Origin of the sequence: Leisingera sp. ANG-M1, assembly GCF_000813745.1 — a bacterium.
In the GTDB taxonomy this organism is placed as follows: domain Bacteria; phylum Pseudomonadota; class Alphaproteobacteria; order Rhodobacterales; family Rhodobacteraceae; genus Leisingera.
Map to the genome: position 1 here is coordinate 296,673 of NZ_JWLC01000006.1, position 23,746 is coordinate 320,418.

Sequence of the window (23,746 nt, forward strand, 5' to 3'; positions counted from 1 at the left end):
ATCGCCGGATGCCCTCCCGCGCCCGCGCGACACCGGCGGGGGCCGGTGCTGCTGGCGGCCTTGGGCCAGGCTCAGCGCTTGCGCTGAGCCTGGCCCAACTGCAAAGGCCTGCCTGGCAGGCAGGTCTGCGCGGGCGGGAGCGTCGCGGCTAAGGCTCAGACCCGCAGTTCGCGAACCGGCAGATGGCTGGAGGATTTCAATTCGCGCAAGGACAGGCTCGACTTGATGCCGGACACCCCTGGCAGGCGGCGCAGCACGGTTTCGACAAAGCGGCTGTAGTCGTCCAGGTCGCGCGCCACCACCTGCAGCAGGAAGTCCGCATCGCCGGTGGTGTTGTGGCAGGCCAGCACATTGGGGCTGGCCTCGATCGCGCGCTGGAACTCGGCGGTGGTGGCCGCGTCGTGCTCGGTGCAGCTGAGCTGGACAAAGGCCATCACGCCAAACCCAAGTGCGCGCCGGTTCAGCACCGCCTGATAGCCCTCGATGATCCCCTCCTCGTTCAGCCGTTTCAACCGCCGCCAGCAGGGGGTTTCGCTGAGCGACAGCCGCTCGGCCAGCTTGGCATTGGAGAGCCGGCCGTCCCTTTGCAAATGATCCAGAATCAAGGCATCCGTTTTATCGATTTGCGCCATTGAGGAAGACTCCCGCTCAATTATTGCAATTTTAGAAAGAATACCCCCTCGAATTGCTGAATCGAAGCGGGAAATGGAATGCTCTCTCCTATGCCGCTTTGCTAATAAGGGCCGCTCCCGCAACCCGGAAAGAAAGGCACCGAGATGAAAGCCGTTTTGTACGAAAGCTTTGGCCAAGCGCCGCAGGTGAAGACCGTGGCGGACCCCGCGCCCGAACCCCACGGCGTGGTGATCAAGGTCGAAGCTACCGGTGTCTGCCGGAGCGACTGGCATGGCTGGATGGGGCATGATCCGGATATCACCCTGCCGCATGTGCCAGGGCATGAGCTGGCGGGGACAGTGATGGCCGCGGGCAAGGATGTTAAGAAATGGAAGGCCGGCGATCGGGTGACGGTGCCTTTTGTGGGCGGCTGCGGTGCATGCCCTGAATGCCACGCAGGCCATCAGCAGGTCTGCCACAGCCAGTTTCAGCCCGGCTTTACCCATTGGGGGTCTTTTGCGGAATATGTCTCGATTCACCAAGCCGATCTGAACCTGGTGGCGCTTCCTGAAGACATGGGCTTTGCCACCGCCGCCAGCCTCGGCTGCCGCTTTGCCACCTCGTTCCGGGCGGTGGCGGATCAGGGCCGGGTTTCGGGCGGGCAATGGGTGGCAGTGCATGGCTGCGGCGGCGTCGGTCTGTCGGCGGTAATGATTGCCAATGCGCTGGGCGCCAATGTGATTGCCATCGACATTGCGGAAGACAAGCTGGCGCTGGCCCGCGATCTGGGGGCGGTTGCTGCGGTCAATTCAAGCACCGTTGCGGATGTGGCAGAGGCCGTGCGCGAGATCTCCCGCGGCGGCGCAGATGTGTCGCTGGATGCGCTGGGGCATCCGCAGACCTGCTTCAATTCGGTGAACTGCCTGCGCAAGCGGGGCAAGCATGTGCAAGTGGGGCTGATGCTGGCGGATCACAGCACGCCGCAGGTTCCGATGGCACGGGTGATTGCGGATGAGCTGGAGATCCTGGGCAGCCACGGCATGCAGGCACACCGCTATGGTGCGATGCTGGACATGGTTCAATCCGGCAAACTGGCGCCGGAGCGGCTGGTGGGGCAAGAGATCAGCCTGGAGCAGTCCGTTGCGGCGCTGACGGAAATGGACCGGTTCCAGGCCCTGGGGGCCACTGTCATCACTCGCTTCTAAACCGCCCCTGCCAGACAGGTCCGGCAGCCCTCCCGCGCCCGCGCACCACCGGCCAAAGCCGGCGCCGCTGGCGGCCTTGGGCGTGGCCCGGCGCCTGCGGCGCCGGGCCACGCCCAACTGTGAGGGCAATTTTCCAAAATTGACCGGAGCAGGCGGGAGCCCCCCCGTTTTGCCAGGCGAAAGACTGCAGGGCCGGACTAGCCGGCCAGCAGCCGCAGACCCTGGGTGACATCCGAGCGCACCGCGAGCCGCAAGCCTGGCTCGTCGCCTGCCTTCAGCGCGGCGATGATCAGCCGGTGGTTCTGCGGCGGGTCGGTGCGGCGCAGACGGCCGTACAAAGCGCGCATGGTGGGGCCGAGCTGCAGCCAGACCGTCTCGGCCATCGCCAGCATGGCCGGCGCCTGGGCGCGCAGATAGAGCGTGCGGTGGAACTCCAGGTTGGTGCGGATGTAGCCCACCGCATCGCGTTTGGAGACCATTTCGGCCACGGTGGCATTGATCATCTGCAGCCGGTCGATCAGCGCCATATGGGCACGCGGCAGGGCGCGGCTGGCCAGCTCCACCTCCAGCAATGCGCGCAGGGCGGCCAGCTCCTCGATCCGCTCGTTGGTGAGCTCCGGCGTTGATACCCGGCCCGACGAGGACAGGAACAGCGCGCCTTCCGCCGCCAGCCGCCGCACTGCTTCGCGCGCAGGTGTCATCGAGACCTCGAATTCACGGCCGATGCCGCGCAGGGTGAGCGCAGCGCCAGGGGTGACCTCGCCATGCATGATGCGGGTGCGCAAGGCGCGGTAGACACGGTCATGGGCCGGGGCGGCGGCATCCTGGGAAGAGCGGGCAGTCAAGTTCATGCTTTCATGTGATCACAAAGCCCGCCGCCGTCAAGCGGACAGATCCGCGCGTGTGATCACGCGGCGCAGCCCTTCACCGCTTATCGCTGCCCCGGCAGCCCGGCCAGGCTAAGCCCGGTGCGCAGGCGCTGCTGCGCTGCCGCAGCCCCGTGCGGGAAAGCGCCTGCGGCCTGCTCCAGTGTCAGGCCGGCCGCGGCAAGCTGCGCGCAAGGGCGTCCGGCCTCGTCGAATCGGCCCAGGCCGGACAGGCCCGCACAGCGCACTGCCAGAGCGAGCTGTGCCCTGGGCTCCATCTCCAGTGCCAAGCCCGCAGCCGCTGCAGCGGCTTCGTCCCGGCCGGAGGCAAACAGCATCGCAGCGCGCAGGCTGCGGTAGCGGGCGGGCAGCACCGGGTTGAGCCGCCGTGCCGTGGCGTAGGCCGCTTCGCCCGCCGCCCCCTGCCCGGCCAAATGCAGCAGCCAAGCCCGCAGCAGGTGGCCATCGGCATCATTCGGATATTCCTGCTGAAGCATCCGGGCGTGGTCCAGCGCTGCCCCGGGGCGGCCGCCGAATTGCGCCGCGAGAGCGCGGATACGCAAGACGCCCGGCGCCGCCGGCAGCCCCTCCAGCCGCTGGGCAGCCCGGACCGCGCGCTGCGGCAGGCCCGCCAGCGGCCCGGTCAGAAAGTCGAGTTCCAGCATGGCCTGCAGCACCCGCGCCTCGGCCAGTCCGGGTTCCAGCAGCAGGGCCTGCTGCAAGGCCAGACCGGCAGCACCGCGCTCCCCCTCTGCCAGCTTGCTGCGCGCCACCAGCAGCTGCATCAGGGCCTGGTCCGGCACCAGGACCGCCCGGCCCGATGGCAGCGGCTGGCCGAAGTAGACCAGAATGTCCGCCGCCGCTGCCGCGGTCAACTTGGGCAAGCTGGTCTGCGGGCGGGCCGGGAGCCCTGCCCGTCCGGAGCCTCCATGGATCTGCAGCCGGATGCCCTGCAGCGGCGGCCCCGGCAAATGGCCGCTGATCACATATTCGGCGCCAAGCAGTTCTGCGGCCCGCTCGGGCGGCAGGCCTGCTGCGGCCAGGCTGCTGTCCGGCGCCACAACTGCCAGACCAGGAATAGAGGACAGCGCCCGGATGACTTCGCCGGACAGCGCATGCCCCAGCTCAGGCGGCCCGGACCCGGTGGTAAAGGGCAGCACGGCAATCAGCGGCGGCAATCGGGCAGCCTCAACGGCAGGGAGCGGCATTTCCGGCTGGCTGTCCCTGAAGCCAGGCTGCCCCGCCAGCCACCAGCCGCCGCCCGCGGCAGCCAAAGCGGCGCAAGCTGCGGCTGCGATCCAAACACCCCGCACGGACCGCTTAGCCCCGCCCCCCGGTTCCGGCCGGGCCTGCGGTGCAGCCTGGCTCAGACTGGGCAGCGATGTCAGTTCCTCCCCCAGCGCATAGGCCTGCACCGGCTCCGGAATATTCTTGACCTCATGCAAACCGAGATCGTCGAACCTGTAGGGGATGCGGTTGCGCACCTGGCTGTACGCGGCTGCCGACAGGGCCACCCCGCCGACAGGTGCCAGCGCTTCGAGACGGGCGGCAATATTGACCTCATCGCCATAGACGTCGCCCTGGGCAATAATCACTTCACCCAGATTGATGCCGATCCGCAGCTTCAGATGGCGGCCGCGGGCGGCGCCGGCCTGGATTTCAGCCGCGGCCTCAACCGCCGAGATCACGCTGGGAAAGACCGCCAGCACCCCGTCCCCCATCAGCTTGACGATGCGGCCCTGATGGGCGCGGATGGCCGGTGCGATCAGGCTCTGCTGCTGCGCCAGCACCTGGTTCAGCGTGCCGGCCTCGTCCTCGGCCATCATGCGGCTGAAGCCGGAGACATCCAGCACAAAGATGGCGGCTAGGCGGCGTTGCGGTTTGTCTGGCACGGGCGGACCCCTGGCAACAGGGAAAACTGAAAACGGAAACTTGCAAAGAGCTTAGCCCGCCCGGGCCGCTCCGCAAAGCGCTGGTTTCAATCGCCGAAGCGGTAGCGGTGCAGGCTGGCGCCGTTTTCGCGCAGCCAGGCGCGCGGGGCCTGGTAACGGCCGTGGAGCCGCTCGACCGTGTCCCAGAACGCCTGGGAATGGTTCATCTCCTGCAGATGCGCCACCTCATGGGCGGCGACATAGCGCAGCACCGCCGGCGGTGCCAGGATCAGCCGCCAGGAGTACATCAGCCCGCCGTCGGCGGTGCAGGAGCCCCAGCGCGAGCGGGTGTCGCGCAGCGTGAGGCGGCTGTAGCCCTTGCCGAGCCGCGCCGCATAAAAATCCGAAGCCTCGGCCAGCCGGTTGCGGGCCAGCTCTTTCAGGTAGCGCTGCAGGGGCCGGCCCGGGTTGTCCCCGGGCACCGCAATGCGCCCCGCGTCCAGCTGAATGCGGCGGCCCGGAGCGGGCTCGATCACCCGGTCCTGGCCGTCAATGGGCAGCACCGCGCCAAAGGCGGCCTCCAGCGCTTCCGGGTGTTTCTCCAGATGCGACCGGATCCAGTCGGCCTTTTCCTCGGCAAAGGCCAGCGCGGTGCGTTCCGGAAGCCCTGCGGGCAGGGTCAGAGTCACCCGCCCGTCCAGCGAGGAAATGCGCAGGCTGATCCGCCGCGCCCGTGCCGAACGGCGCAGGGTCAGCGGCACCGGCGGCTCCCCGGGCAGGTGATGTTCGGCCATACGCGCGCCCCTTTCCAGGCTTAGGCTTTGACAGTGCCCCCCTCATATGGCAAGGCACCGGAATCGTCGATACGACTCACCAGTAAATCAAGGGGATCCACATGCCCAAGGAAGAATGGGGTGTAAAGCGCGTCTGCCCCACCACAGGCAAGCGCTTTTATGACCTGAACAAGGACCCGATCGTCAGCCCCTACACCGGCGAGGTGGTCGAGCTGGATACCGGCAAGACCCGGATGATCGAAGCCGATGCCGAAGACGCGGCCACCCTGAAGGCCAAAGAGAACATGGACGGCGATGACGTGGTCCTGGAAGATGACGACAACGTCGACATGGATCTGGGCGATGATGTCCTGGACGATGACGATGATGATGACAACGTCTCGCTGGACGACATCGCCGACATGTCGTCGCCGGACGACGATTCCTGAGACGGATCAAGCGGTTCGGGGCGGCATCCGGCCGTCCCCGGGCTGTTCTCCAGGGCGGCCTGGAAAAAATTTGGACCCCGGCGCATTTTCCGCTTGCAGCCTGCGCCGCCGTCCCGTAAACGACGCTCACACCGCAAGACGGGCCGCACCGGAAACGGAACGGAGACACCGCAGCGGACAGGTTTGGGGCCTTAGCTCAGTTGGGAGAGCGCTTGCATGGCATGCAAGAGGTCAGGGGTTCGACTCCCCTAGGCTCCACCAAATCTTCAACATGATCCGTATGTAAGCTAAGCGCTTGAACTGTGGCGGCAAATGCGCGGCCCGAGGTTCTCTGCTTGCGGAGTAAGCTGCTTCTTAAGCTAAAAGCTCTCCAGGCATCCCCCACCCTCGCCGGCAGTTGCTCTTATTCCGTACATTCCACGGCGCAGGCCGCCTCTTGGCAACCGCTTCGAAGATGCCCGTCCGAAAGCACCTTCGTATTCTCTTTGAGGATCTTTGATCTCCTCCGGCGACCGTTTGGGATCTTCCGGCTTGTCCGCCGCACCGGCCCGCTGCAGCAGAGCGGCAGGCAGCAGGCCGCCAAAGCCGGGATCCGGCTGAGAAGGCTGGCTGGCGCGGGACATTAGCGTCCCGGGCAGTTTCGGAAGCCAAGCGGCTTCCCCCATTGGAGATGCAACCCAAAATTGCTCAATTTTATTGCCCGCTTCCGCAGGCGCAATCCGCGCACGATTGGCGGTTCAAAAATTAACTTAAGTTAATCAATAATTTGATGTGGAAAACTCTAAAATTATGTGTTTCAGTTCTCTAGCAAAAGACAACTTTAACAAGAGTCATTTGCATTCATTCTTGGAGGTATTCTAACATGACGCATCGCAAAATTTATCTGGCAGGCGTGTCGGCACTGGCTCTCGCCTTGCCCGCCGCCGGCTACGCAAATGAAAACACGCTGGTTATCATGACCGAGGGCGACAACAGCCTCTATGTGGATCAGTCCGGTATCGGCAACACCATTGGCACAGCAGGGGGCGACACCACGACAGCTGATCTTGCGGCCTGGGATTTCAGTTCGGCGCGGCAAACCGGCTTCAACAACGCCGCCGGCATTATGCAGCAGGGCGACTACAACCAAGTGCTGTTCCAGCAGGGCCCGGAGAGCGCCATCGATGGCGAAGAGGCCATGGACAACACGTTGCAAGTGGAACAGAACGGCTTTGATAACACCGTCAGCGTGTTCCAGGACAACACGTTCAACTTCGCTGAAATCTACCAGTATGATGACAACAACACCATTGCTGTCAGCCAGACCGGTGACAGCAACCAAGCGCATGCGGATCAGGGCGGCACCGGCAACGTGGCGGAAGTCACCCAGGACGGCGGCCACACTGTCTGGCTGAGCCAGTACGGCCAGGACAGCTATGTTGGCATTGACCAGGTGGGCTATAACAGCGGCTCGGCCAGCACTGCCTCGTACTATGGCGACGGCATCAACAACTTTGCCTATATCTACCAGGAAGCCGACGGCGGCGCAGGCGGGCATACCGCCGATGTGAACCAGTACGGCGGCGACAACAGCGCCCATGTCTACCAGCGCGAGTTCGGCAACAACGCAACGCTGCACCAGAACGGCGACATGAACTATGCCTTTGTTGACCAGTCCGGCACCGGCAATTTCGCTGAGGTCAATCAGGACGGCTATGGCAACATTGCGACCGTTGCGCAGCTTGGCGATGGCGGCCATATCACCATTCTGCAGAACTGATCCCGCATTTCAGGCGGGCGCGGACCATTGCCGCGCCCGTTGCAATCCTAATTTGAGCACCGGAATGTCCAGCAAACGTCTTTGCCCCGCCGCGGCCCTTGCCTGCGCAGCGCTTGGCGCGCCTGCCTGCGCCTCGGATCAGACTTTTTCCTTCAATCTGCCCTCCTTTGGCGGCAGCGGTTTAAGCAGCAGTTATTACCTGAACCTGCTGGAGACCCAGAAGCGGCCCAAAGAGGATGAGCGGCAGCGGCCCAGTTCGCTGGAGCAGTTCAGCCAGGATCTGGAGCGGCGGCTTCTGTCGACACTGTCGAGCAACATTGTCGAAGAGATCTTCGGCGAGGACCGGTCGGAATCCGGTTCGTTTTCCGCCGGCGGGCTGGATGTGGTCTATGAAACGGTCGGCGGCGATGTCGTTGTAACGATCACTGACGGGGTGACGACAACAGAGATCATCGTTCCGGCGCTTTGACTTGCTGCTATTTGAAAAGCCATTTGATTATGCTGATTTGCCGCCTTGCCCTGTTTGCCGCTGCTGCGCTGGTTTCCGGCTGCGCAGCGCCCTCCTTTGACCAGGCGCCGCCGGCGCTGTTCACTGCGGGGGAAAGCCTGGCGCGGCAAAGCCGGATCTACCAGCCGCTGGAAGCCCTGCCCGAACGCAGCCGCCCGGTCCGCATCGCGGTGTATGACATTCCGGATCTCACCGGTGCCCACGCCAAGAACACGAAGTTTGCGGAGTACTCCAAGGCGGTCACCCAGGGCGCGGACGCCTTTGTGGTGGATGCGCTGCGCGACACCGGCGGCGGCACCTGGTTCAAGGTGCTGGAGCGGCGGTTCTCCGACGCTTTGCTGAACGAGCGCCGCCTGGCCATCGCCCAGGTCAACGAGCAGCGCCAGCGGGAGCATGTGAGCGCCGAGCGCGCGCGGATCGCAGGGGAAATCGCCGCCGCCGAGCAGCGGCTGGCCGCCATGCGCAAACAGATCGAGGCGGACTACACGCCGTTTGAAAAAGCCGGAATGGTGCTGCCTGGCGGCATGCCGCCCAAGGAGCAGACCCTAGCGAATTTCCACCGCTACCGCAAAGACCAGCTGGGCGCCATCAAGCCGGAAGTCCCGTTCACCAATTTTGCCTACGCGCCGCCGGTGCATCACCTGCAAACAGCGGATTTTCTGATCACCGGTGCAGTGGTTGCCTATGATGCCGATATCGCCTCGGGCGGGGTCGGCCTCCGGATTTCCAACGTCGGCCTGTCCAAGGAGATGCGCAAGGACAGCATCACAATCACCTTGCGGCTGGTGGATGCGCAAAGCGGTGAAATTCTGGACAGCTCAACAATTGCGCAGACCGTGATCTCCAAGCGCAAGCAGGGTGATTTCCTCAACTATGTCACTTTGAACACGGTGCTGGAGTTTGAAGCCGGCTATGTCATCAACGAGCCCGCTGCCTTTGCCATGGATGCGGCCATCCGCCTGGGGCTGTCGCAGATCCTGCAGAACAAGGCCGTGCTGGCTGCATTGAAGGCCTAAGGCGGCGCCGGCTTCCGGGGCAAAGGCAGCCAGCGGCCTGCCGCCTGCCCCTGCAAACCCAGCCAGCACCACCAGGGCGAACCGATGGAAGATCGAAGCCATGACCGGAGGGCGCAAATGACGCGCTGTCGCACCAAAACAGCCGGACGCACAAAGGCGCGCCAGCGGGCTGGCGCGCCGGGTTGGGCAGTTGCAGGGCCAGACGCCTGGGCCGCATTCACGGCCCACGCCCGGCTGGGGCTGATCGAAGCCTAGGCTTTCACCCGCTCCATCCCGGGATCGTAAAGCGGCTGAAGCGAGACTTCGCACGGCACGCGCCGGGTTGCCACGTCCAGCTCGTAGGTGCCTGACGTCACAAAATCCGCATCTACCCCGTCAGGGTTCCGGATGTAGCCGTAGCCGATCGACTTTCCGACCGTGTGGCCAAAACCGCCGGAGGTCAGCCAGCCGACACGCTCACCATTGCGATAGATCGTTTCCCGCCCCAAAAGCACCACGTCAGGGTCGACGGTGAAACAAGCCAGCATTTTCTTTACACCGTTTGCCTTCTGCGCTTCGGCGGCGGCCCGGCCCTTGAAGCTGGTCTCCTTGCGGAGCTTGACGGCCCAGCCAAGACCGCTTTCGAAAGGCGTGTGATCCGGGCCGATTTCCGCCCCCCAGGCCCGGTAGCCCTTTTCCAGCCGCAAAGACTCGATGGCCCGGTAGCCGGCATTGATCAGACCGTGCGGCGCCCCGGCCTCCATCAGCGCGGCATAGACGGTTTGAGCGTACTCCACCGGCAGGTGCAGTTCCCAGCCCAGCTCGCCGACATAGGTGACGCGCAGGGCCTGAACCGGGCAGCCGGCAATGCCGATGGTCCGGATGGTGCCGAATTTGAAGCCCTCGTTTGAAACGTCGTCCCGGGTGACGGCGGACAGGATATCCCGCGCCTTTGGCCCCATCAGCGACAGCACCGCGTTGGAGGAGGTGATGTCGAACAGCTGGCAATTCATGCCCGCAGGGATGTTGCGGCTGATCCAGTCGAAGTCATGGGTGGCAAATCCGGTGCCGGTGACGATGTAGAATTCGTCCTGCGCCACCCGGCCCACCGTCAGATCGCATTCGATCCCGCCCTTGTCATTGAGCATCTGGGTGTAGACCAGCGACCCGGCCGGATTGTCCACGTCATTTGCGCAGATCCAGTTCATTGCGGCCAGCGCATCGGGGCCTTTCAGCGCGAATTTGGCAAAGGAGGTCTGGTCGAACAGTACCGCGGCCTCGCGGGCGGCCTTGTGTTCGCGGCCGACAGCGGCAAACCAGTTCTGGCGGCCGAAGCTGTATTCGTCCCTGGGTGTTTCCCCTTGCGACGCATCCGCGTACCAGTTCGGGCGCTCCCAGCCGAGCTTCTCGCCAAAGCAGGCGCCCTGGGATTTGAGCGTGTCATAGAGCGGCGACTTGCGGCAGGGGCGGCCTGAGTCATGCTCCTCGTGCGGCCAGGCCATCGTGTAGTGCTTGCCATAGGCTTCGACCGTGCGGGTGCGCACCCAGTCGGTGTCGAAATGCGGGCGGCCAAAGCGGCGGATGTCGGCGGACCAGAGATCGAATGGCGGCTCACCCTTGTGCACCCATTCTGCCAGCGCCATGCCAGCGCCGCCGCCGGCCGCAATGCCAAAGGCGTTGAAGCCGGCGCCAACGAAGAAATTGCGCAGCTCCGGCGCTTCGCCAACGATAAAGTTTCCGTCCGGGGTGAAGCTTTCCGGGCCGTTGGTCAGCGTCTTGATACCCGCGTTCTCCAGCGCGGGCACCCGGCCCAGCGCCAGCTCCATCAGCTGTTCGAAGTGATCATAGTTGCTGTCGAGCAGAGTGTAGTGAAAGCCCTGCGGGATACCATTGGCGGCCCAGGGGATCGGGTTCGGCTCATAGCCGCCCATGACCAGGCCGCCGACTTCCTCTTTGTAGTAGGTCAGCCGGTCCGGATCGCGCAGGGTCGGCAGGTTCGAGGGCACGCCGTCAAACGGTTCGGTCACCATATACTGGTGCTCCATCGGCACCAGCGGCACGTTGACGCCGAACCTGGCCGCAAAGGTGCGGGTCCATTGCCCGGCGCAGCAGATCACCTTTTCGCATTCGATGCGGCCATGCTCGGTGATCACGGCCCGGATCCTGCCGTTTTCGATCTCGATGTCGGTAACCTTGGTGTCTTCAAAGATCCTGGCCCCGGCCATGCGCGCACCCTTGGCCAAAGCCTGGGTTATGTCGGACGGGTTGGCCTGGCCGTCGGTGGGAAGGTAGGCCGCGCCGATCACGTCCGAGACGTCCATCAGCGGCCAGAGCTCCTGTGCTTCTTTCGGGGTCAGCAGCTGCATGTCCAGACCAAAGCTATGCGCGGTGGTGGCCTGGCGCTTCACTTCGGTCCAGCGCTCCTCGTTGCAGGCCAGCCGCAGGCCGCCATTCATTTTCCAGCCGGTGCCCAGGCCGGTTTCTTCTTCGATCTTGTTGTAAAGGTCGACCGAATAGCCCAGCAGCTGGGTGATATTGGCGTTCGAGCGCAGCTGCCCGACCAGGCCCGCAGCATGGAAGGTGGTGCCCGAGGTCAGCTTTTTGCGCTCCAGCAGAACTGTGTCGGTCCAGCCCAGCTTGGCGAGGTGGTAAGCCGTCGAGCAGCCGATGATGCCGCCGCCAATGATGACCGCCTTGGCGGTTTTGGGGAGTTCTGTCATGTCGTTCCTCAGGAGTTTTGGAAATCATTCATGGCCGCGCGGAAGCGCGCGAGGTTTTCGGCGGTGTAGGCCGCGTAATCGAAGTCGATGTCCGAGGTGATCTCGGAAACCATGCTCCACATGGTTTCCCGCAGCAGCGAAGCGCATTTCATCGCGCTGTAGCGATGGCACAGGCCGGCCGTGACCGGGGCCTCGAAGTAGGTTTCAAGCATCCAGTCTTCCTGCTGCGGCGACAGGCCGTTGTTGGACGCCAGGCCGCCCAGGTCGAACAGCGGGCTGTTGTAACCGGCGTAGTCGAAATCGATCAGCCAGAGCCGGCGGCCGTCATCCAGGAAGTTGCCGCACAACAGGTCGTTGTGGCCGAACACCATGTCATAGGGCCCCGCCTCCCGCTCCAGCCGGTTGCCGGTTTCAACCAGTTCCGGGATCAGCGGCAGATGGGCGCTGCCCAGCTCGGTCAGCGTGGCGGCATAGTCGCGGATCACATGGAACACCCAGAACACCAGGGACGGGCCGCGCAGGTGGCCGGGCACATCACGGTGGCAGGATTTCACAAGCTCCAGCACCCGGGGCAGCATCTCCGGGCGGCGCACATCCGCTTCGCTCAGGGTGCGGCTTTCAATAAACTCCAGCACGGTCAGGCCGCCCGAAGCATGCACCACCGCGGGTGACAGGCCTGCAGCATGGGCAGCCCGGCTGGCGGCCAGTTCGTTGAACCGCATCACCTGGTGCAGCGGGATGTCGTCGCCCACCCGCACGACAAATTTTCCGGCCTGGTCCTCGACAAGAAAGTTCACGTTGGTGATGCCGCCATCCAGCGGTCGGGCCTCGATGGCGCCCTGCCAGAGGGGCAGCGACCGGATGCGGTCCAGTATTTCGGCTCGGTTCATGTTCAACTCTCCAGTCCAAAACGGGCGCGCGCGCCGCGTGCGCCGGCGTTGACCAGCCGGTCAGCGATGATTGCGATGAAGGCGATCGCCAGCCCTGCCGCCAGACCGCGGCCGGTGTCGGCTTTGGTCAGGGCAATATAGACTTCCTGACCCAGGTCGCGGGTGCCGACCAAAGCCGTGATCACGAGCATGGACAGGGCCAGCATGATGGTCTGGTTGATGCCCAGAAGGATCTCCGGCAGCGCCATCGGCAGGCGGATGTGGCGCAGCAGCTGCGTCCGGGTGCACCCTGAAACCAGCCCCGCTTCGATCAACTCGTTGCTGACGCTGCGCACGCCGTGGGCGGCGTAGCGCACTGCCGGGGCCAGCGCGTAGAGCACAATGGCGATCAAGGCGGTGAAATCGCCCACACGGAACAGCATAACCACAGGGATGAGATAGACAAAGCTCGGCAATGTCTGCAGCGTGTCGATCAGCAGGTTGATGGCGGCGCCCGCCCTGGAGTTGAGCGCTGCCAGAACCCCCAGAGGCACGCCGATCAAAGTGGCCAGGATGACCGAGGCGCCGCAGAGGTAAACCGTGACCATCGCCTTGGCCCACAGGCCGGACACCGCGATCAGCGCCGACATGACGCCGCAGAGCAGAGCCAGCCGCCAGCCGCCCGCGTGCCAGCCCAGAAGGGTCAGCATCGCAATTGCCCAAGGCCAGGGAATGCCTAGCAGCACCTTCTTGATCGGCAGCATGAACCAGCTCAGGAAGAAGACTTTGACCGCCTCGAAATAGTCGAAGTAATTCACATTCAGATACTGGACGGTATCGCTCCAGAAGGCGCCGGTGGTGATCGTCTGGCTTTCGGGATAATCCAGCAGCAGCGGCGAGAAGCGGCCAAGCAGCCATGTTACAGCCAGCAGGGCGGCAATCAGGACCGTGCGTTTGTGCCGGGCTGCCCAGGAGCGCGGCGCCTGGCGGCGCACCTGCCCCATCCGTTCGGCAAACGCCTGGCTGAGCCGGTCGACGGCAATCGCCAGCACCACAATGGCGATGCCTGCTTCAAATCCCGCGCCGATGTCCAGCCGCCGCAGCGCTGCCAGCACGTCGAACCCCAGGCCGCCGGCGCCGATCATCGAGGCGATGATCACCATGTTCAGTGTCAGCATGATCACCTGGTTCACGCCGACCATCAGGCTGTGGCTCGCCGAAGGTACCAGCACCCGCCACATCAGCTGCCGCCGGGTGGTGCCCGCCATGCGCCCGAAATCGAGGATCTCCGGGTCAACCGCCTTGAGCGCCATAATCGTGATCCGGACCATCGGCGGCGTCGCGTAGATGATGGTGGCCACCAGCGCCGAGACCGGGCCGAAGCCGAACATGAACAGGATCGGCACCAGATAGGCAAAGATCGGAATTGTCTGCATCAGGTCGAGGATGGGGGAGACCAGCCGCTCGAACAGCGGATGGCGGTAAGCCAGCACGCCCAGCAGCAGTCCCCCGCCCGCCCCGATGGGCACTGCAATAAGCACGGATGCCAGTGTCACCATAGCGCTGTCCCATTGGCCGAACACCGCGAGGTAGGCAAAGCAAGCACCCACCAGGGCCGCCAGCCCCCAGTCCCGGCAGTAGTGCCCCAGGGCAATCACCGCAGCAGTCACAGCGATCCAGCTTGCCGCCGGCAGAAGAACCTGCGCCGCGCTCCCCTGGCCGCTGACAAAACCGGTGGCCAGCAGGGCCAGCATCAGGTCATAGGGCTGCTCAATCAGCCAGGCGACGGCCCGGGTGACGCCGGTAAAGGAGACGGCGCCTATTGCAGCGTCCTCGATCAGCCAGCCCATGGCTGCCGAAATCCAGGTCTTAAAAGGGATAACCCAGGCCGAGGGAAACTTCACAAGCCAGCGGGCATCCATCGCCTTGGCAAGGTCGCGCCCGAAGTAGCCAAGCGCGATGGTCAGAAGCACCAGGGCCAGGACCGTCAGCTGACGGCTGCTGAGACTGCGCGTCATGCCGGCTCTCCCCCGCCGAACAGCACATGCGCCACGGCCTTGCGGTCGATGGCGCCGATGATGTCGCCGGCGTCGTTTGCGACGGCCAGCGGCGCCTCTGCCGAAATGATCCGCTCCGCCACTTCGGAAACACGCATGGACTGCAGGATCGGCTCGCCCTCCCCCGCGGCCCCCGCTGTCATAACGCCGCCAACCGTCAGAACCTTGGAGCGCGGGATATGGCGGGTGAATTCGGCCACGTAATCAGTTGCGGGGTTCATCAAAAGCTCTTCCGGCGTTGCCACCTGAATGACTTCACCATCCTTCATGATGGCAATCCGGTCGGCGAGCCGCACAGCTTCCTCGAAATCGTGGGTGATGAAGACAATTGTCTTATGCAGGCGCGCCTGCAGACGCAGGAATTCATCCTGCATTTCGCGCCGGATCAGCGGATCCAGCGCCGAAAACGGCTCATCCAGAAACCACAGGTCCGGTTCGGTGACCAGGGAGCGGGCGATGCCGACACGCTGCTGCTGGCCGCCGGAGAGCTCCCGGGGGTAGTAGTCTTCGCGGCCCTTAAGGCCGACCAGCTCGACCACATCGCGCGCCTTTGCCTCGGCTGCGGCTTTCGGTGCGGCCTGGATGGTCAGCGGGAACATCACGTTCTGCAGCACGGTCAGATGCGGCAGCAGCGCAAAATGCTGAAACACCATGCCCATCTTGTGGCGACGGATTTCGATCAGCTCGCTTTCGCTGGCCCGCAGCAGATCCGCGCCGTCGAACAGGATCTCGCCGGCTGTGGGCTCAATCAGCCGGGAAAGGCAGCGCACCAGGGTGGATTTGCCCGAGCCTGACAAGCCCATGATAATAAAGATCTCACCCTCGGCAATGTCGATATTGGCGTTTCGCACGGCGCCGATAACACCAGCCGAGCGGATATCCGCGCCGGAAGGGTTCGGATCCTTTTGCAGCACTGCCGCTGCGTTGGCGCCATAAAGCTTCCAGACATTGCGGCAGGATAGTTTGGTTTTGGGTTTCATTTCAGGGGTCCGGTCAGGCAGGAGGGGGCCGGAGCAGGGATTGAGAGCGGATTCCCGCCCCGGCCAAAGGCGGATTACTTTGCGATCCAGGCGGACCAGCGGTCCTTGTTGGCGCTCATCCAATCCGCAACGACGGTGTCGATATCGACGCCGTCAAGATCAGCCTTGCCGACCATGGCGCTCATCTCTTCGTTGCTGATGCGGTAGGCATCGATGATGCCGTAGGCACCCGGCCATTTCTCCTGCAGGCCGGCCCAGGCCGCCTTCCAGATCGGGCCGCGCGGCTTGCCGCAGTCATAGGCCAGATCCGGGTTCACGCCGACCGATGCGTCGCTGTAGCACTCGGCGGAATAGGGCGGGAATTCGACAAACTCACCATCGTATTTCGCAGGCGCCCAATGCGGCACATAAACCCACAGCACCACCGGGTCCTGACGCTGGTACGCGGACTCGAGCTCGGCAAACAGCGCCGCATCCGTGCCCGCATGAACCACTTCGAAATCCAGCTCCAGCGCCTCGACCCGCTCTTCGTCGAACCCGCCCCAGGTCACCGGGCCGCCGACATAACGGCCCATCGGCGCCGTTTCAGCAGTGGCGAACTCCTCGGAGCATTCCTTCAGCGCCTGCCAGTCCGGCAGCCCCGGGCAGCGCTCTTTCATGTAGGACGGGTACCACCATTCCTCGATTGCCATCAGGCCGGTTTCACCAACGTTCACAACCTTCCCTGTGGCCGTGGCATCATCCAGCGCCTCGCGGCCGGTCGTTTCCCAAATTTCCATCGCCAGATGCAAGTCGCCGGTCTTCAGGCCTGCAAATTGCGCAATATAGTCCGCCTGCACATATTCAATGCTGTAGCCCGCCTCCTGCAGGATACTGCCCATGATCTTGGTATTGATCAGCTGACCGGACCAATCGTGCAAGGTGAGCTTGATCGGGTCATTCGATTCAACGGCCCAGGCCGCAGACGCCGCGGTCATTGCCGACAGCGCTAACGCGCAAATGCTTGCAGTTTTCTTCTTCATGCCATCCTCCCTGTCGTGGCTTTTTATGATGAGTTTTCGCAAATTTCCGGCGGGAATCACCCCAAACACGACAACATTGCCAATAAAAGCCACTCTTTGCCACAAAAACTTTCAAAACTGGCGAGGGAACCTGAAAAAGCCACACGCCATGTTGCTTTATGTGGGTATTGTGGTAGAGAAAGGACCCGTTTCCGTAATCCGCCCCGGGAGGTTTCATGGCCCGCAACACCACCAACCAGAGAGAGGAGGAGATCCTCCGCGAACTGCACAGGGTGGGCGGCTCCTGCCGGGTCAGCATTCTGGCAAAGGAGCTGGGGGTCACACTGGAAACCATCCGGCGCAACGTGCGGACGCTTGAAGAGCGCAACATTGTCCGGAAGGTGCATGGCGGGGTGCATCTGGTGGAAGAGATACTGGAGCCGACCCTTGAAAACCGTCTCGACAAGGCGGTCGACGCCAAAGAAAACCTTGCCCGTGCCGTGGCCGAGGAAATCAGCGACGGGGATTCTGTATTTCTCGATATCGGGTCGACAACCGCCTATGTCGCCCTGGCGCTGCAAAACCACCGGGATTTGTTTGTGGTGACAAACTCTGCTTTTGTTGCCAACACATTAGCGACCCGGAACAACAATAAGGTCTTTATGGCCGGCGGGGAGCTGCGCAGCCACGACGGCGGCGCCTTCGGGGTTGAGGCGCAGGACCTGGTTAAACGGCTGAACGTGAGGTTTGCCGTGTTTTCGGTCGGTGCCGTGAACGCCGAGCTGGGGTTCATGCTGCATGACTTGCAGGAAGCCAATCTTGCCAGCATCGCCATAGACAATGCTCAGGTGAATATTGTCGTGGCGGATGGGGAAAAGCTCGGCAGGCGCGCTCCAGTCACGTTGCAGAAAATCAGCCAGATCGACCTGCTGTTCACTGATGTACCCCCGCCCGCGGACATCCGGAAAATGCTCAAGGCCAATGAGATCGACCTGGTCGTGACTGGCGAAACGCCCTGATCCGGTCCCAGGCGTCCGCATCAGGCCCGTCGGGTGTTACCGTTACGTAGGCCGCCAAGCGCTGCCAGTTTTGCCAGTTTTGCCAACCAGGAGCAGCCGCAGCACGCAGTGGTTTAAGGTCTATAAATTCAATTCTCGTGAACATAAACTAAGATCTTATTCCATTGAAGGCGAACTTACTGCAGTCCAGAATTGCCTGCATGTTAACCCCGGGCAGCTCATTGCCTGCCCGCGCTGTTCAAGGAATGAAGATGCTTGACGTGCAAACCCTGCGTGCCGCCGATTTTGTAGCCAAACGCCTGTATGAAGCCGGCTGCCGGTTCGCCTTTGGCATGCCTGGCGGAGAAGTGCTGACACTTGTCGATGCGCTGGAGAAAGCCGGCATCCGGTTCATCCTGTGCAAGCATGAAAACAACGCAGGTTTCATGGCTGAGGGCGTGATGCACCGCACCGGCGCACCGGCCATTCTGGTGGGCACGGTCGGCCCTGGCGTGGTGAACGGCTATAACGTGGTGGCCAACGCCTATCAGGACCGGGTGCCGATGATTGTACTGACCGGATGCGTCGACGCAGACGAGGCCCAGATGTACACCCACCAGGTAATGGATCATCAGGCCGCATTCGGCGAGGTGACCAAGGCCACGTTCCGGCTGAGCGCCAAGGCTGCCGATGTGATTGCCGACAAGGCCGTGGCCATCGCAACCCAGGGCCGGTCCGGGCCGGTGCTGATTGACGTGCCGATTTCCACGGCCGACGAGGTGGTCTCCCTCCCGATCCGGCGCCGGGTGCCGGCCAGCCCCGCCGCTCCCACGGGCGCCGACATGGACAAGGCCCGCGCCTGGCTTGCCAAAGCTGAACGGCCGGTGATGCTGATCGGGCTGGATGCCATCGCAGATGATGCAGGCGCGGAGATCCGGCAGTTTTGCGAAACTTTCGGGGTGCCCTTTATCACCACCTACAAGGCCAAGGGCATTGTCCCGGAAACCCACGAGCTTTGCCTGGGCGGCGGCGGCCTGTCGCCCAAGGCCGACAAGATCCTGCTGCCCTTTATCCAATCTGCCGACCTGATCCTCTGTGCAGGCTATGACCCGATCGAGATGCGCATCGGCTGGCAGGAAATCTGGGACCCGGAAGAGGTCAATGTCATCGACATCGCCGCTGAGCCGAACACCCACTATATGCACCAGGCGGCCCTGAATTTTGTGGCGCATACGGGCGAAACGCTGAAGACCCTGGCCGAGGGCGTGCAGCCGCGCGCCACCTGGCGAAGCGGCGAAGCTGCCGCCGCCCGGCAAGCCCTTGCCGCGGCCTTTCCTGCTGATGGCGAATGGGGGCCCGCTGCGGTGATTGACGAGGTCCGCCGGGCGATGCCCGAAACCACACTGGCCAGTGCCGATTCCGGCGCCCACCGGATCCTGTTGTCGCAACAATGGAGCTGCCACGAGCCGCGCGGCCTGATCCAGTCGAGCGCTCTTTGCACCATGGGCTGCGCCATCCCGATGGCTATTGGCCTGAAACTCGCGGCGCCGGACAGGCCGGTTGTGTCTTTCTCCGGCGATGCCGGCGCGCTGATGGTGCTGGGCGAACTCTCCACCGCACAGGAACTCGGCGGCAACCCGGTTTTTATCATCTTCGTGGACGCCTGCCTGTCGCTGATCGAGCTTAAGCAGCGCTCCCGGCAGATGACACGCGCGGGGGTAGACTTCGGACGGCATGACTTTGCTGCCATCGGACGCGCCTTTGGCGGCGAAGGCCATACGGTCACCAGCCGCAAAGAGTTGCAGGCGGCGCTGGAGCAAGCCAAATCAGCGGAGACATTCACCGTGATCGCGGCTGTCATCGCGGAGCACGCCTATGACGGGCTGCTTTGACCGGATGGTTTTAACCGCGCCGCTTCCAGCGGCGCGGGCCTCCGGCGGGAGTATTTCAGACCAGAAAGAAGCAAGGCGGATTGGCGCCCAGCGCTCACCGCTTCTTTCTGGTTGAAAATACTCCGGGGTGATTGCGCCGCCAGGCGCAGAGGGGCAAAGCCCCTGCCTAGGGCTTCACCCGGTCAGACGCCCCTTTGATGCGGCCCGCTCCAGGCGTGTTCATTGCTGTGCCAGCTTCAGGTAGCCATCCCGGGTCTGCGGCGTTTTAATGCCCAGCAGCGCCCCGGCGACCTGGGTCTTCAGGATTTGCGCAGTGCCGCCGCCGATGGTGAACATGCGCACATCCCGGTACATCCGCTCGATCGGCTCGCAGGCGCCGTACCCGCGCGCACCGAAGATCTGCAGCGCGTCGCTGACCACCCGGATTGCGGCTTCCGAGGCAAAGGCCTTGGCACGCGCCGCCATCACGATGTCCGGAAATCCCAAATGACTCCGGCTTTGCGCCGCCTCATGCAGCATCAGCCGCGAGGCATGCACCGCAGTGTCCATGTCAGCCAGCATCCACTGCAAACCCTGGAATTCCTGCAGCGGCCGCCCGAACTGCTGACGTTCGCGCAGATACCGCTTGGCATGGTCCAGCGCGCCGGCAGCAATTCCCATGGCGACAGTGCCAGCCCCGACCCGCTGGCTGTTATAGGCACTCATCAGATCGGCAAAGCCCCGCTTGAATCCCGAAGGCGGCTTCAGGACAAAACGCTCCTCCACCTCCAGATTAGTAAATCTAAGCTCCGCCTCCGGCATCCCGCACAAACCCATGGTGCGCTCCCGGCGCACCACCTCGAACCCTTCCGGGGTGATCCCGGCCTCCGGGTCATAGTGCACGATGAACCCGGTGATGCCTTCATCGGTGCCGTCCTCGGCAATCACCCGGGCAAAGATGACATAGAGCTTGGACACACCGCCGCCGGTGATCCAGTGCTTGGACCCATTGAGAATATATTTGCCGCCCGCCCGCTGCGCCGTGGTCTGCATTTCGGTGGCCGCGCTGCCGGCCCTGGGCTCGGTGATGCAGATCGCGGGTTTGTCGCCTGCCAGCACCAGCGGCGCCGCAAAAGCACGCTGCGCATCGCTGCCAAAAGCCATGACAGCGCTGATCCCGCCCATATTCGCCTCAACCACAATCCGCGCGCTGAGAGTACAGGTGCGGGCCAGCTCTTCGATCACCAGCACGGTATCGTAAAAGGACGCGCCCCTGCCGCCAAAACGCTCGGGGATGGTCATGCCCATCAGCCCGGCATCGGCCAGATCCCTGACGTTTTCCCAGCAATATTCGCGGGTTTCATCCCATACCGCGGCACGAGGGGCAAACTGCTGCGCCAGCTCGCGCGCGATCATCTGGTAAGGGTTCTGCGTCTGATCCAACATGACGGCCTCGTGATTAAAACCTGTTGGAGGCAGGATCCGCCCTTGAGTGTTTCAGGTCAATCTAATTAGATTGACCCATAAATACAGGAACTTTTGACATGCGGATCTCCTATCTCGAAACGCTGCTTGCTGTGCGCCGCTTTGGGTCCTTTTCGACGGCGGCTCAGTCGCGCAACATGACGCTGTCGGCGCTCAGCATGCAGATGAAAACCTTGGAGGAAGATCTGCGTGTCAGCCTGTTCGACCGCAGCTTCCGGCCGCCGAAGCTGACCCCGATCGGGGAAAAGATCGCCGCAGACGCCCGGCTGGTGGTGGAGGCGGAAGCGCGGCTCAGGTCGCATTGCTCGCAGGACAGCGGGCTGAACGGCCAGTTCCATATCGGCTTTGTGACCTCGACAGCCGCCCATTCCCTTTCCAGTTTTCTGCGGAACGCCGGCAAGCTGGCGCCGCTGGCCCGGTTCTCCTTTGAAACCGGCCTGTCGGAGGTGCTTTGCGAGGCGGTGCGTGCCGGCCGCCTGGATGCAGCCATTGCCACCGAAATCCCGGAGGCAACTGCGGGCCTTGTCTGCGAACCGCTCTACAGCGAGGAGATGGTGCTGGTGGCTCCGCCGGGGCAGGACGCGTCCAGCCACGAGACGCTGGCCGCCGCGCTGCCCTTTTTCCACTTCATGCCGAATTCAGGCATCGGCCGGCTGATTGCGCAGTTCTGCGGCAGCCTGGAGGTCGCGCCGGGACAGTCCATCTATCTCGACAACATCGAGGCGATCATCAATTGCGTCAGCGAGGGCCTGGGCTATTCCCTGCTGCCCAAGCACGAAGTGCGGCGGTACGGCGAAGGCCGCGTCCAGGCTGCATCCTGCCTGCCGCAGCCGTTTTTCCGGACGATCTCGCTGGTCACCCGCTCTGATCCCTTGAGCGGCATCTGGCGGGCACCGCTGCTGTCCCTGGTCCGCGCCAGCGTGCATCAGCCCGGCTGAGGCTGCCCGCGCAGCCAGCCCAGCACCTCGGCTGTATGCTCGCCGCAGACGGGCGGGCCCATCCGGTAGGTCACGGGGGTTTCACTGAACTTGACCGGATTGCCGATCAGATCGACCGTCCCGGTTGCGGACTGGCTGTGGGGAACTGAAACCTTCATCCCGCGCGCCTCGGCCTGATCGGAGGCAAATACCTCCGGCAGCGTGTTGATCGGCCCGCCGGGCACGCCCTGCGCCTGCATCGCGGCCAGCAGCGCTGCCTTGGTGCGTTGCCGGATCAGGGGCCCCAGGGTTTCGATCAGCGTGTCGCGGTGCGCCAGCCGCGCCATATTGGTGGCAAAGCGCTCATCCTGCGCCAGTGCGGGGTGATCCAGGATATTGCAGAACCGCCCGAACTGGCTGTCGTTCCCGACTGCAACGATCAGATGGCCGTCCTTGGCTTCAAACGCCTGGTAAGGCGCGATGTTCGGGTGCTGGTTGCCGCGCCGCTCCGGCGCCTTGCCCGACGTGAGGTAATTGGTGCCTTCGTTCACCAGCCAGGCGATCTGCGTATCCACCAGGCCGATGTCGATATGCTGCCCCGTGCCCGTGCGCTTCTGGTGATGCAGCGCAGCCAGGATGGCGGTGCAGGCATACATGCCGCACATCACATCGGCGATACCGACGCCAACCTTGACCGGCTCGCCCTCTGGGCTGCCCGTCAGGCTCATGATGCCGCCGTATCCTTGCGCCATGATGTCATAGCCAGGCAGATGCGCATTCGGCCCGGTCTGCCCGAAACCGGTGATCGAGCAATAGACCAGCCGCGGGTTGATCCGGCTGAGGCTTTCGTAATCCAGCCCGTATTTCTTCAGCCCGCCAACCTTGAAGTTCTCGACCAGCACATCGCTGTGCCGGGCCAGATCCCGGATGACCTGCGCGCCTTCATCGGTTGCCATATCCACCGCCACAGAGCGCTTGTTGCGGTTGGCAGCCAGGTAATAGGCGCTTTCGCCTGTCGGCCCGCCATCGCGGCCAGTCACATAGGGCGGCCCCCATTGGCGGGTGTCATCACCCGCCCCAGGACGTTCGATCTTCAAAATGTCGGCCCCGTAGTCCCCCAGCAGCTGAGTGCAGGTGGGGCCGGCCAGAATACGTGACAGATCGAGGACCCGCACGCCTTCAAGCGGGCCGTGAACAGGGGCTGAAACCATGGTCATTTCTCACTCCGATGTCTTTCATCGGAGCTTACGCCGGCTCTTCTTTCAGATGTATCGAATTTTTTTCGTCAACAAATTTCAAACTCGTGAAGTTAAGGCGCCGAGCATGCAGGCCCCGCTAAAACAGCTCGCAAGCCGCTTTGGGCAGTCTTTCCTGGCTTCGGAGGCCGACCTGTCTCCGCTTTACGCGATGATTGCGCGGAGCAGCCGCAGGGATTTTGACCCAGAGCCGGTGCCGCGTCCGGTCATTGACCTGCTACCTATGCGCGCCCAGCAAAAGCGATCTGCAGCAGCTCGGTATCATTTTGTTGAAGACCCTGCGCAGAAGGCAGCCCTGCTGCATCTGACTGCGGAGCAGGTCCGGACCGCAAAAGTTTCGCATTTTCTGATGTTCTGCGGCGCAACCGGCGCCAGCGGCTGCAGCGGATCACCCACATCGCTTGCGCCAGCCCCTGCTATTCACTCCAATACCCAGCCTCAACGTTTTCGGCCCCGCGCCCGAGCAGCGCGCCGGTGCCATAGCCGACAGTCGACAGGTACACTGCGCCGTTCGGCACAAAGTACTCCTTGCAGTCTTTCGACGACATGCCGCC

Annotated in this window: 20 protein-coding genes and 1 tRNA gene; 9 read left to right on the forward strand and 12 right to left on the reverse strand. The window is 63.4% G+C overall.

Annotation, left to right across the window (positions count from 1 at the left end; all coding sequences use genetic code 11):
• Positions 1 to 155: 155 nt before the first annotated feature.
• Complete coding sequence (locus tag RA19_RS05275) at positions 156 to 632, reverse strand: Lrp/AsnC family transcriptional regulator (protein ID WP_039160190.1); 477 nt, start codon at positions 630 to 632, stop codon at positions 156 to 158.
• Between the two features lie 144 nt (positions 633 to 776).
• On the opposite strand from RA19_RS05275, the gene RA19_RS05280 reads away from it, so the two are divergent.
• Positions 777 to 1,817, forward strand: a complete 1,041-nt coding sequence (locus RA19_RS05280) for a zinc-dependent alcohol dehydrogenase family protein (protein WP_039160191.1) — start codon at positions 777 to 779, stop codon at positions 1,815 to 1,817.
• A gap of 197 nt (positions 1,818 to 2,014) precedes the next feature.
• Here the strand turns inward: RA19_RS05280 and RA19_RS05285 are convergent, their stop codons facing one another.
• From RA19_RS05285 to RA19_RS05295, 3 genes are all read right to left on the reverse strand, one after another.
• Positions 2,015 to 2,668: a GntR family transcriptional regulator gene (locus tag RA19_RS05285; RefSeq protein WP_039160193.1), complete on the reverse strand. Its 654-nt coding sequence runs from the start codon at positions 2,666 to 2,668 to the stop codon at positions 2,015 to 2,017.
• Positions 2,669 to 2,748: 80 nt separating this feature from the next.
• A complete protein-coding gene (locus tag RA19_RS05290) occupies positions 2,749 to 4,575 on the reverse strand; it encodes an adenylate/guanylate cyclase domain-containing protein (protein ID WP_039160195.1) in 1,827 nt (608 codons plus the stop codon).
• An 86-nt stretch (positions 4,576 to 4,661) separates the two neighbouring features.
• A complete protein-coding gene (locus RA19_RS05295; RefSeq protein ID WP_039160197.1) occupies positions 4,662 to 5,348 on the reverse strand; it encodes a M48 family metallopeptidase in 687 nt (228 codons plus the stop codon).
• A 101-nt stretch (positions 5,349 to 5,449) separates the two neighbouring features.
• Between RA19_RS05295 and RA19_RS05300 the strand changes: the two genes are divergently transcribed.
• The 5 genes from RA19_RS05300 to RA19_RS05320 all read left to right on the forward strand — a co-directional run bounded on the left by RA19_RS05300 (position 5,450) and on the right by RA19_RS05320 (position 9,059).
• Complete coding sequence (locus RA19_RS05300) at positions 5,450 to 5,776, forward strand: TIGR02300 family protein (RefSeq protein ID WP_039160199.1); 327 nt, start codon at positions 5,450 to 5,452, stop codon at positions 5,774 to 5,776.
• Between the two features lie 185 nt (positions 5,777 to 5,961).
• Positions 5,962 to 6,037 (forward strand) — tRNA-Ala (locus RA19_RS05305).
• 601 nt (positions 6,038 to 6,638) lie between these two features.
• Positions 6,639 to 7,535, forward strand: coding sequence for a hypothetical protein (locus RA19_RS05310; protein WP_039160201.1), 897 nt, complete (start codon positions 6,639 to 6,641; stop codon positions 7,533 to 7,535).
• Positions 7,536 to 7,599: 64 nt separating this feature from the next.
• Positions 7,600 to 8,004 carry a curli assembly protein CsgF gene (locus RA19_RS25670; RefSeq protein WP_052261654.1) on the forward strand — a complete coding sequence of 135 codons (405 nt, stop codon included), beginning with the start codon at positions 7,600 to 7,602 and terminating at the stop codon, positions 8,002 to 8,004.
• A gap of 29 nt (positions 8,005 to 8,033) precedes the next feature.
• Positions 8,034 to 9,059, forward strand: a complete 1,026-nt coding sequence (locus tag RA19_RS05320; RefSeq protein ID WP_039160204.1) for a CsgG/HfaB family protein — start codon at positions 8,034 to 8,036, stop codon at positions 9,057 to 9,059.
• 251 nt (positions 9,060 to 9,310) lie between these two features.
• Here the strand turns inward: RA19_RS05320 and RA19_RS05325 are convergent, their stop codons facing one another.
• From RA19_RS05325 to RA19_RS05345, 5 genes are all read right to left on the reverse strand, one after another.
• On the reverse strand, positions 9,311 to 11,758 hold the full coding sequence (locus tag RA19_RS05325; RefSeq protein ID WP_039160206.1) for a GcvT family protein: 2,448 nt from the start codon (positions 11,756 to 11,758) through the stop codon (positions 9,311 to 9,313).
• A gap of 8 nt (positions 11,759 to 11,766) precedes the next feature.
• Positions 11,767 to 12,648: a choline/ethanolamine kinase family protein gene (locus RA19_RS05330; protein WP_039160207.1), complete on the reverse strand. Its 882-nt coding sequence runs from the start codon at positions 12,646 to 12,648 to the stop codon at positions 11,767 to 11,769.
• 2 nt (positions 12,649 to 12,650) lie between these two features.
• Entirely contained in the window at positions 12,651 to 14,645 is a 1,995-nt protein-coding gene (locus RA19_RS05335; protein WP_039160210.1) for an ABC transporter permease, read from the reverse strand.
• Entirely contained in the window at positions 14,642 to 15,664 is a 1,023-nt protein-coding gene (locus tag RA19_RS05340) for a quaternary amine ABC transporter ATP-binding protein (RefSeq protein ID WP_039160212.1), read from the reverse strand. Before RA19_RS05340 ends, RA19_RS05335 begins: the two co-directional genes overlap by 4 nt.
• Positions 15,665 to 15,738: 74 nt before the next feature.
• Positions 15,739 to 16,686, reverse strand: a complete 948-nt coding sequence (locus RA19_RS05345; protein WP_039160215.1) for an ABC transporter substrate-binding protein — start codon at positions 16,684 to 16,686, stop codon at positions 15,739 to 15,741.
• Positions 16,687 to 16,901: 215 nt separating this feature from the next.
• Between RA19_RS05345 and RA19_RS05350 the strand changes: the two genes are divergently transcribed.
• Positions 16,902 to 17,684, forward strand: a complete 783-nt coding sequence (locus RA19_RS05350) for a DeoR/GlpR family DNA-binding transcription regulator (RefSeq protein ID WP_039160218.1) — start codon at positions 16,902 to 16,904, stop codon at positions 17,682 to 17,684.
• A gap of 251 nt (positions 17,685 to 17,935) precedes the next feature.
• Entirely contained in the window at positions 17,936 to 19,555 is a 1,620-nt protein-coding gene (locus tag RA19_RS05355) for a thiamine pyrophosphate-binding protein (protein WP_039160323.1), read from the forward strand.
• A 219-nt stretch (positions 19,556 to 19,774) separates the two neighbouring features.
• Here RA19_RS05355 and acdA read toward each other — a convergent pair whose 3' ends face one another.
• Entirely contained in the window at positions 19,775 to 20,980 is a 1,206-nt protein-coding gene (gene acdA, locus RA19_RS05360) for a 3-sulfinopropanoyl-CoA desulfinase (RefSeq protein ID WP_052261655.1), read from the reverse strand.
• Between the two features lie 98 nt (positions 20,981 to 21,078).
• On the opposite strand from acdA, the gene RA19_RS05365 reads away from it, so the two are divergent.
• Complete coding sequence (locus RA19_RS05365; protein WP_039160220.1) at positions 21,079 to 21,957, forward strand: LysR family transcriptional regulator; 879 nt, start codon at positions 21,079 to 21,081, stop codon at positions 21,955 to 21,957.
• Here RA19_RS05365 and RA19_RS05370 read toward each other — a convergent pair.
• Complete coding sequence (locus RA19_RS05370) at positions 21,945 to 23,153, reverse strand: CaiB/BaiF CoA transferase family protein (protein ID WP_039160222.1); 1,209 nt, start codon at positions 23,151 to 23,153, stop codon at positions 21,945 to 21,947. The genes RA19_RS05365 and RA19_RS05370 overlap by 13 nt on opposite strands.
• Positions 23,154 to 23,608: 455 nt before the next feature.
• On the reverse strand, positions 23,609 to 23,740 hold the full coding sequence (locus tag RA19_RS27635; protein ID WP_275041711.1) for a hypothetical protein: 132 nt from the start codon (positions 23,738 to 23,740) through the stop codon (positions 23,609 to 23,611).
• Positions 23,741 to 23,746: the final 6 nt, after the last annotated feature.

What these genes read in the sequence shown, in the direction of transcription:
- RA19_RS05275 (WP_039160190.1), bottom strand. Translation starts at nt 632, where the DNA reads ATGGCGCAAATCGATAAAACGGATGCCTTGATTCTGGATCATTTGCAA.
- RA19_RS05280 (WP_039160191.1), top strand. Translation starts at nt 777, where the DNA reads ATGAAAGCCGTTTTGTACGAAAGCTTTGGCCAAGCGCCGCAGGTGAAG.
- RA19_RS05285 (WP_039160193.1), bottom strand. Translation starts at nt 2,668, where the DNA reads ATGAACTTGACTGCCCGCTCTTCCCAGGATGCCGCCGCCCCGGCCCAT.
- RA19_RS05295 (WP_039160197.1), bottom strand. Translation starts at nt 5,348, where the DNA reads ATGGCCGAACATCACCTGCCCGGGGAGCCGCCGGTGCCGCTGACCCTG.
- RA19_RS05300 (WP_039160199.1), top strand. Translation starts at nt 5,450, where the DNA reads ATGCCCAAGGAAGAATGGGGTGTAAAGCGCGTCTGCCCCACCACAGGC.
- RA19_RS05310 (WP_039160201.1), top strand. Translation starts at nt 6,639, where the DNA reads ATGACGCATCGCAAAATTTATCTGGCAGGCGTGTCGGCACTGGCTCTC.
- RA19_RS25670 (WP_052261654.1), top strand. Translation starts at nt 7,600, where the DNA reads ATGTCCAGCAAACGTCTTTGCCCCGCCGCGGCCCTTGCCTGCGCAGCG.
- RA19_RS05320 (WP_039160204.1), top strand. Translation starts at nt 8,034, where the DNA reads ATGCTGATTTGCCGCCTTGCCCTGTTTGCCGCTGCTGCGCTGGTTTCC.
- RA19_RS05325 (WP_039160206.1), bottom strand. Translation starts at nt 11,758, where the DNA reads ATGACAGAACTCCCCAAAACCGCCAAGGCGGTCATCATTGGCGGCGGC.
- RA19_RS05330 (WP_039160207.1), bottom strand. Translation starts at nt 12,648, where the DNA reads ATGAACCGAGCCGAAATACTGGACCGCATCCGGTCGCTGCCCCTCTGG.
- RA19_RS05335 (WP_039160210.1), bottom strand. Translation starts at nt 14,645, where the DNA reads ATGACGCGCAGTCTCAGCAGCCGTCAGCTGACGGTCCTGGCCCTGGTG.
- RA19_RS05340 (WP_039160212.1), bottom strand. Translation starts at nt 15,664, where the DNA reads ATGAAACCCAAAACCAAACTATCCTGCCGCAATGTCTGGAAGCTTTAT.
- RA19_RS05345 (WP_039160215.1), bottom strand. Translation starts at nt 16,686, where the DNA reads ATGAAGAAGAAAACTGCAAGCATTTGCGCGTTAGCGCTGTCGGCAATG.
- RA19_RS05350 (WP_039160218.1), top strand. Translation starts at nt 16,902, where the DNA reads ATGGCCCGCAACACCACCAACCAGAGAGAGGAGGAGATCCTCCGCGAA.
- RA19_RS05355 (WP_039160323.1), top strand. Translation starts at nt 17,936, where the DNA reads ATGCTTGACGTGCAAACCCTGCGTGCCGCCGATTTTGTAGCCAAACGC.
- acdA (WP_052261655.1), bottom strand. Translation starts at nt 20,980, where the DNA reads ATGTTGGATCAGACGCAGAACCCTTACCAGATGATCGCGCGCGAGCTG.
- RA19_RS05365 (WP_039160220.1), top strand. Translation starts at nt 21,079, where the DNA reads ATGCGGATCTCCTATCTCGAAACGCTGCTTGCTGTGCGCCGCTTTGGG.
- RA19_RS05370 (WP_039160222.1), bottom strand. Translation starts at nt 23,153, where the DNA reads ATGACCATGGTTTCAGCCCCTGTTCACGGCCCGCTTGAAGGCGTGCGG.
- RA19_RS27635 (WP_275041711.1), bottom strand. Translation starts at nt 23,740, where the DNA reads ATGTCGTCGAAAGACTGCAAGGAGTACTTTGTGCCGAACGGCGCAGTG.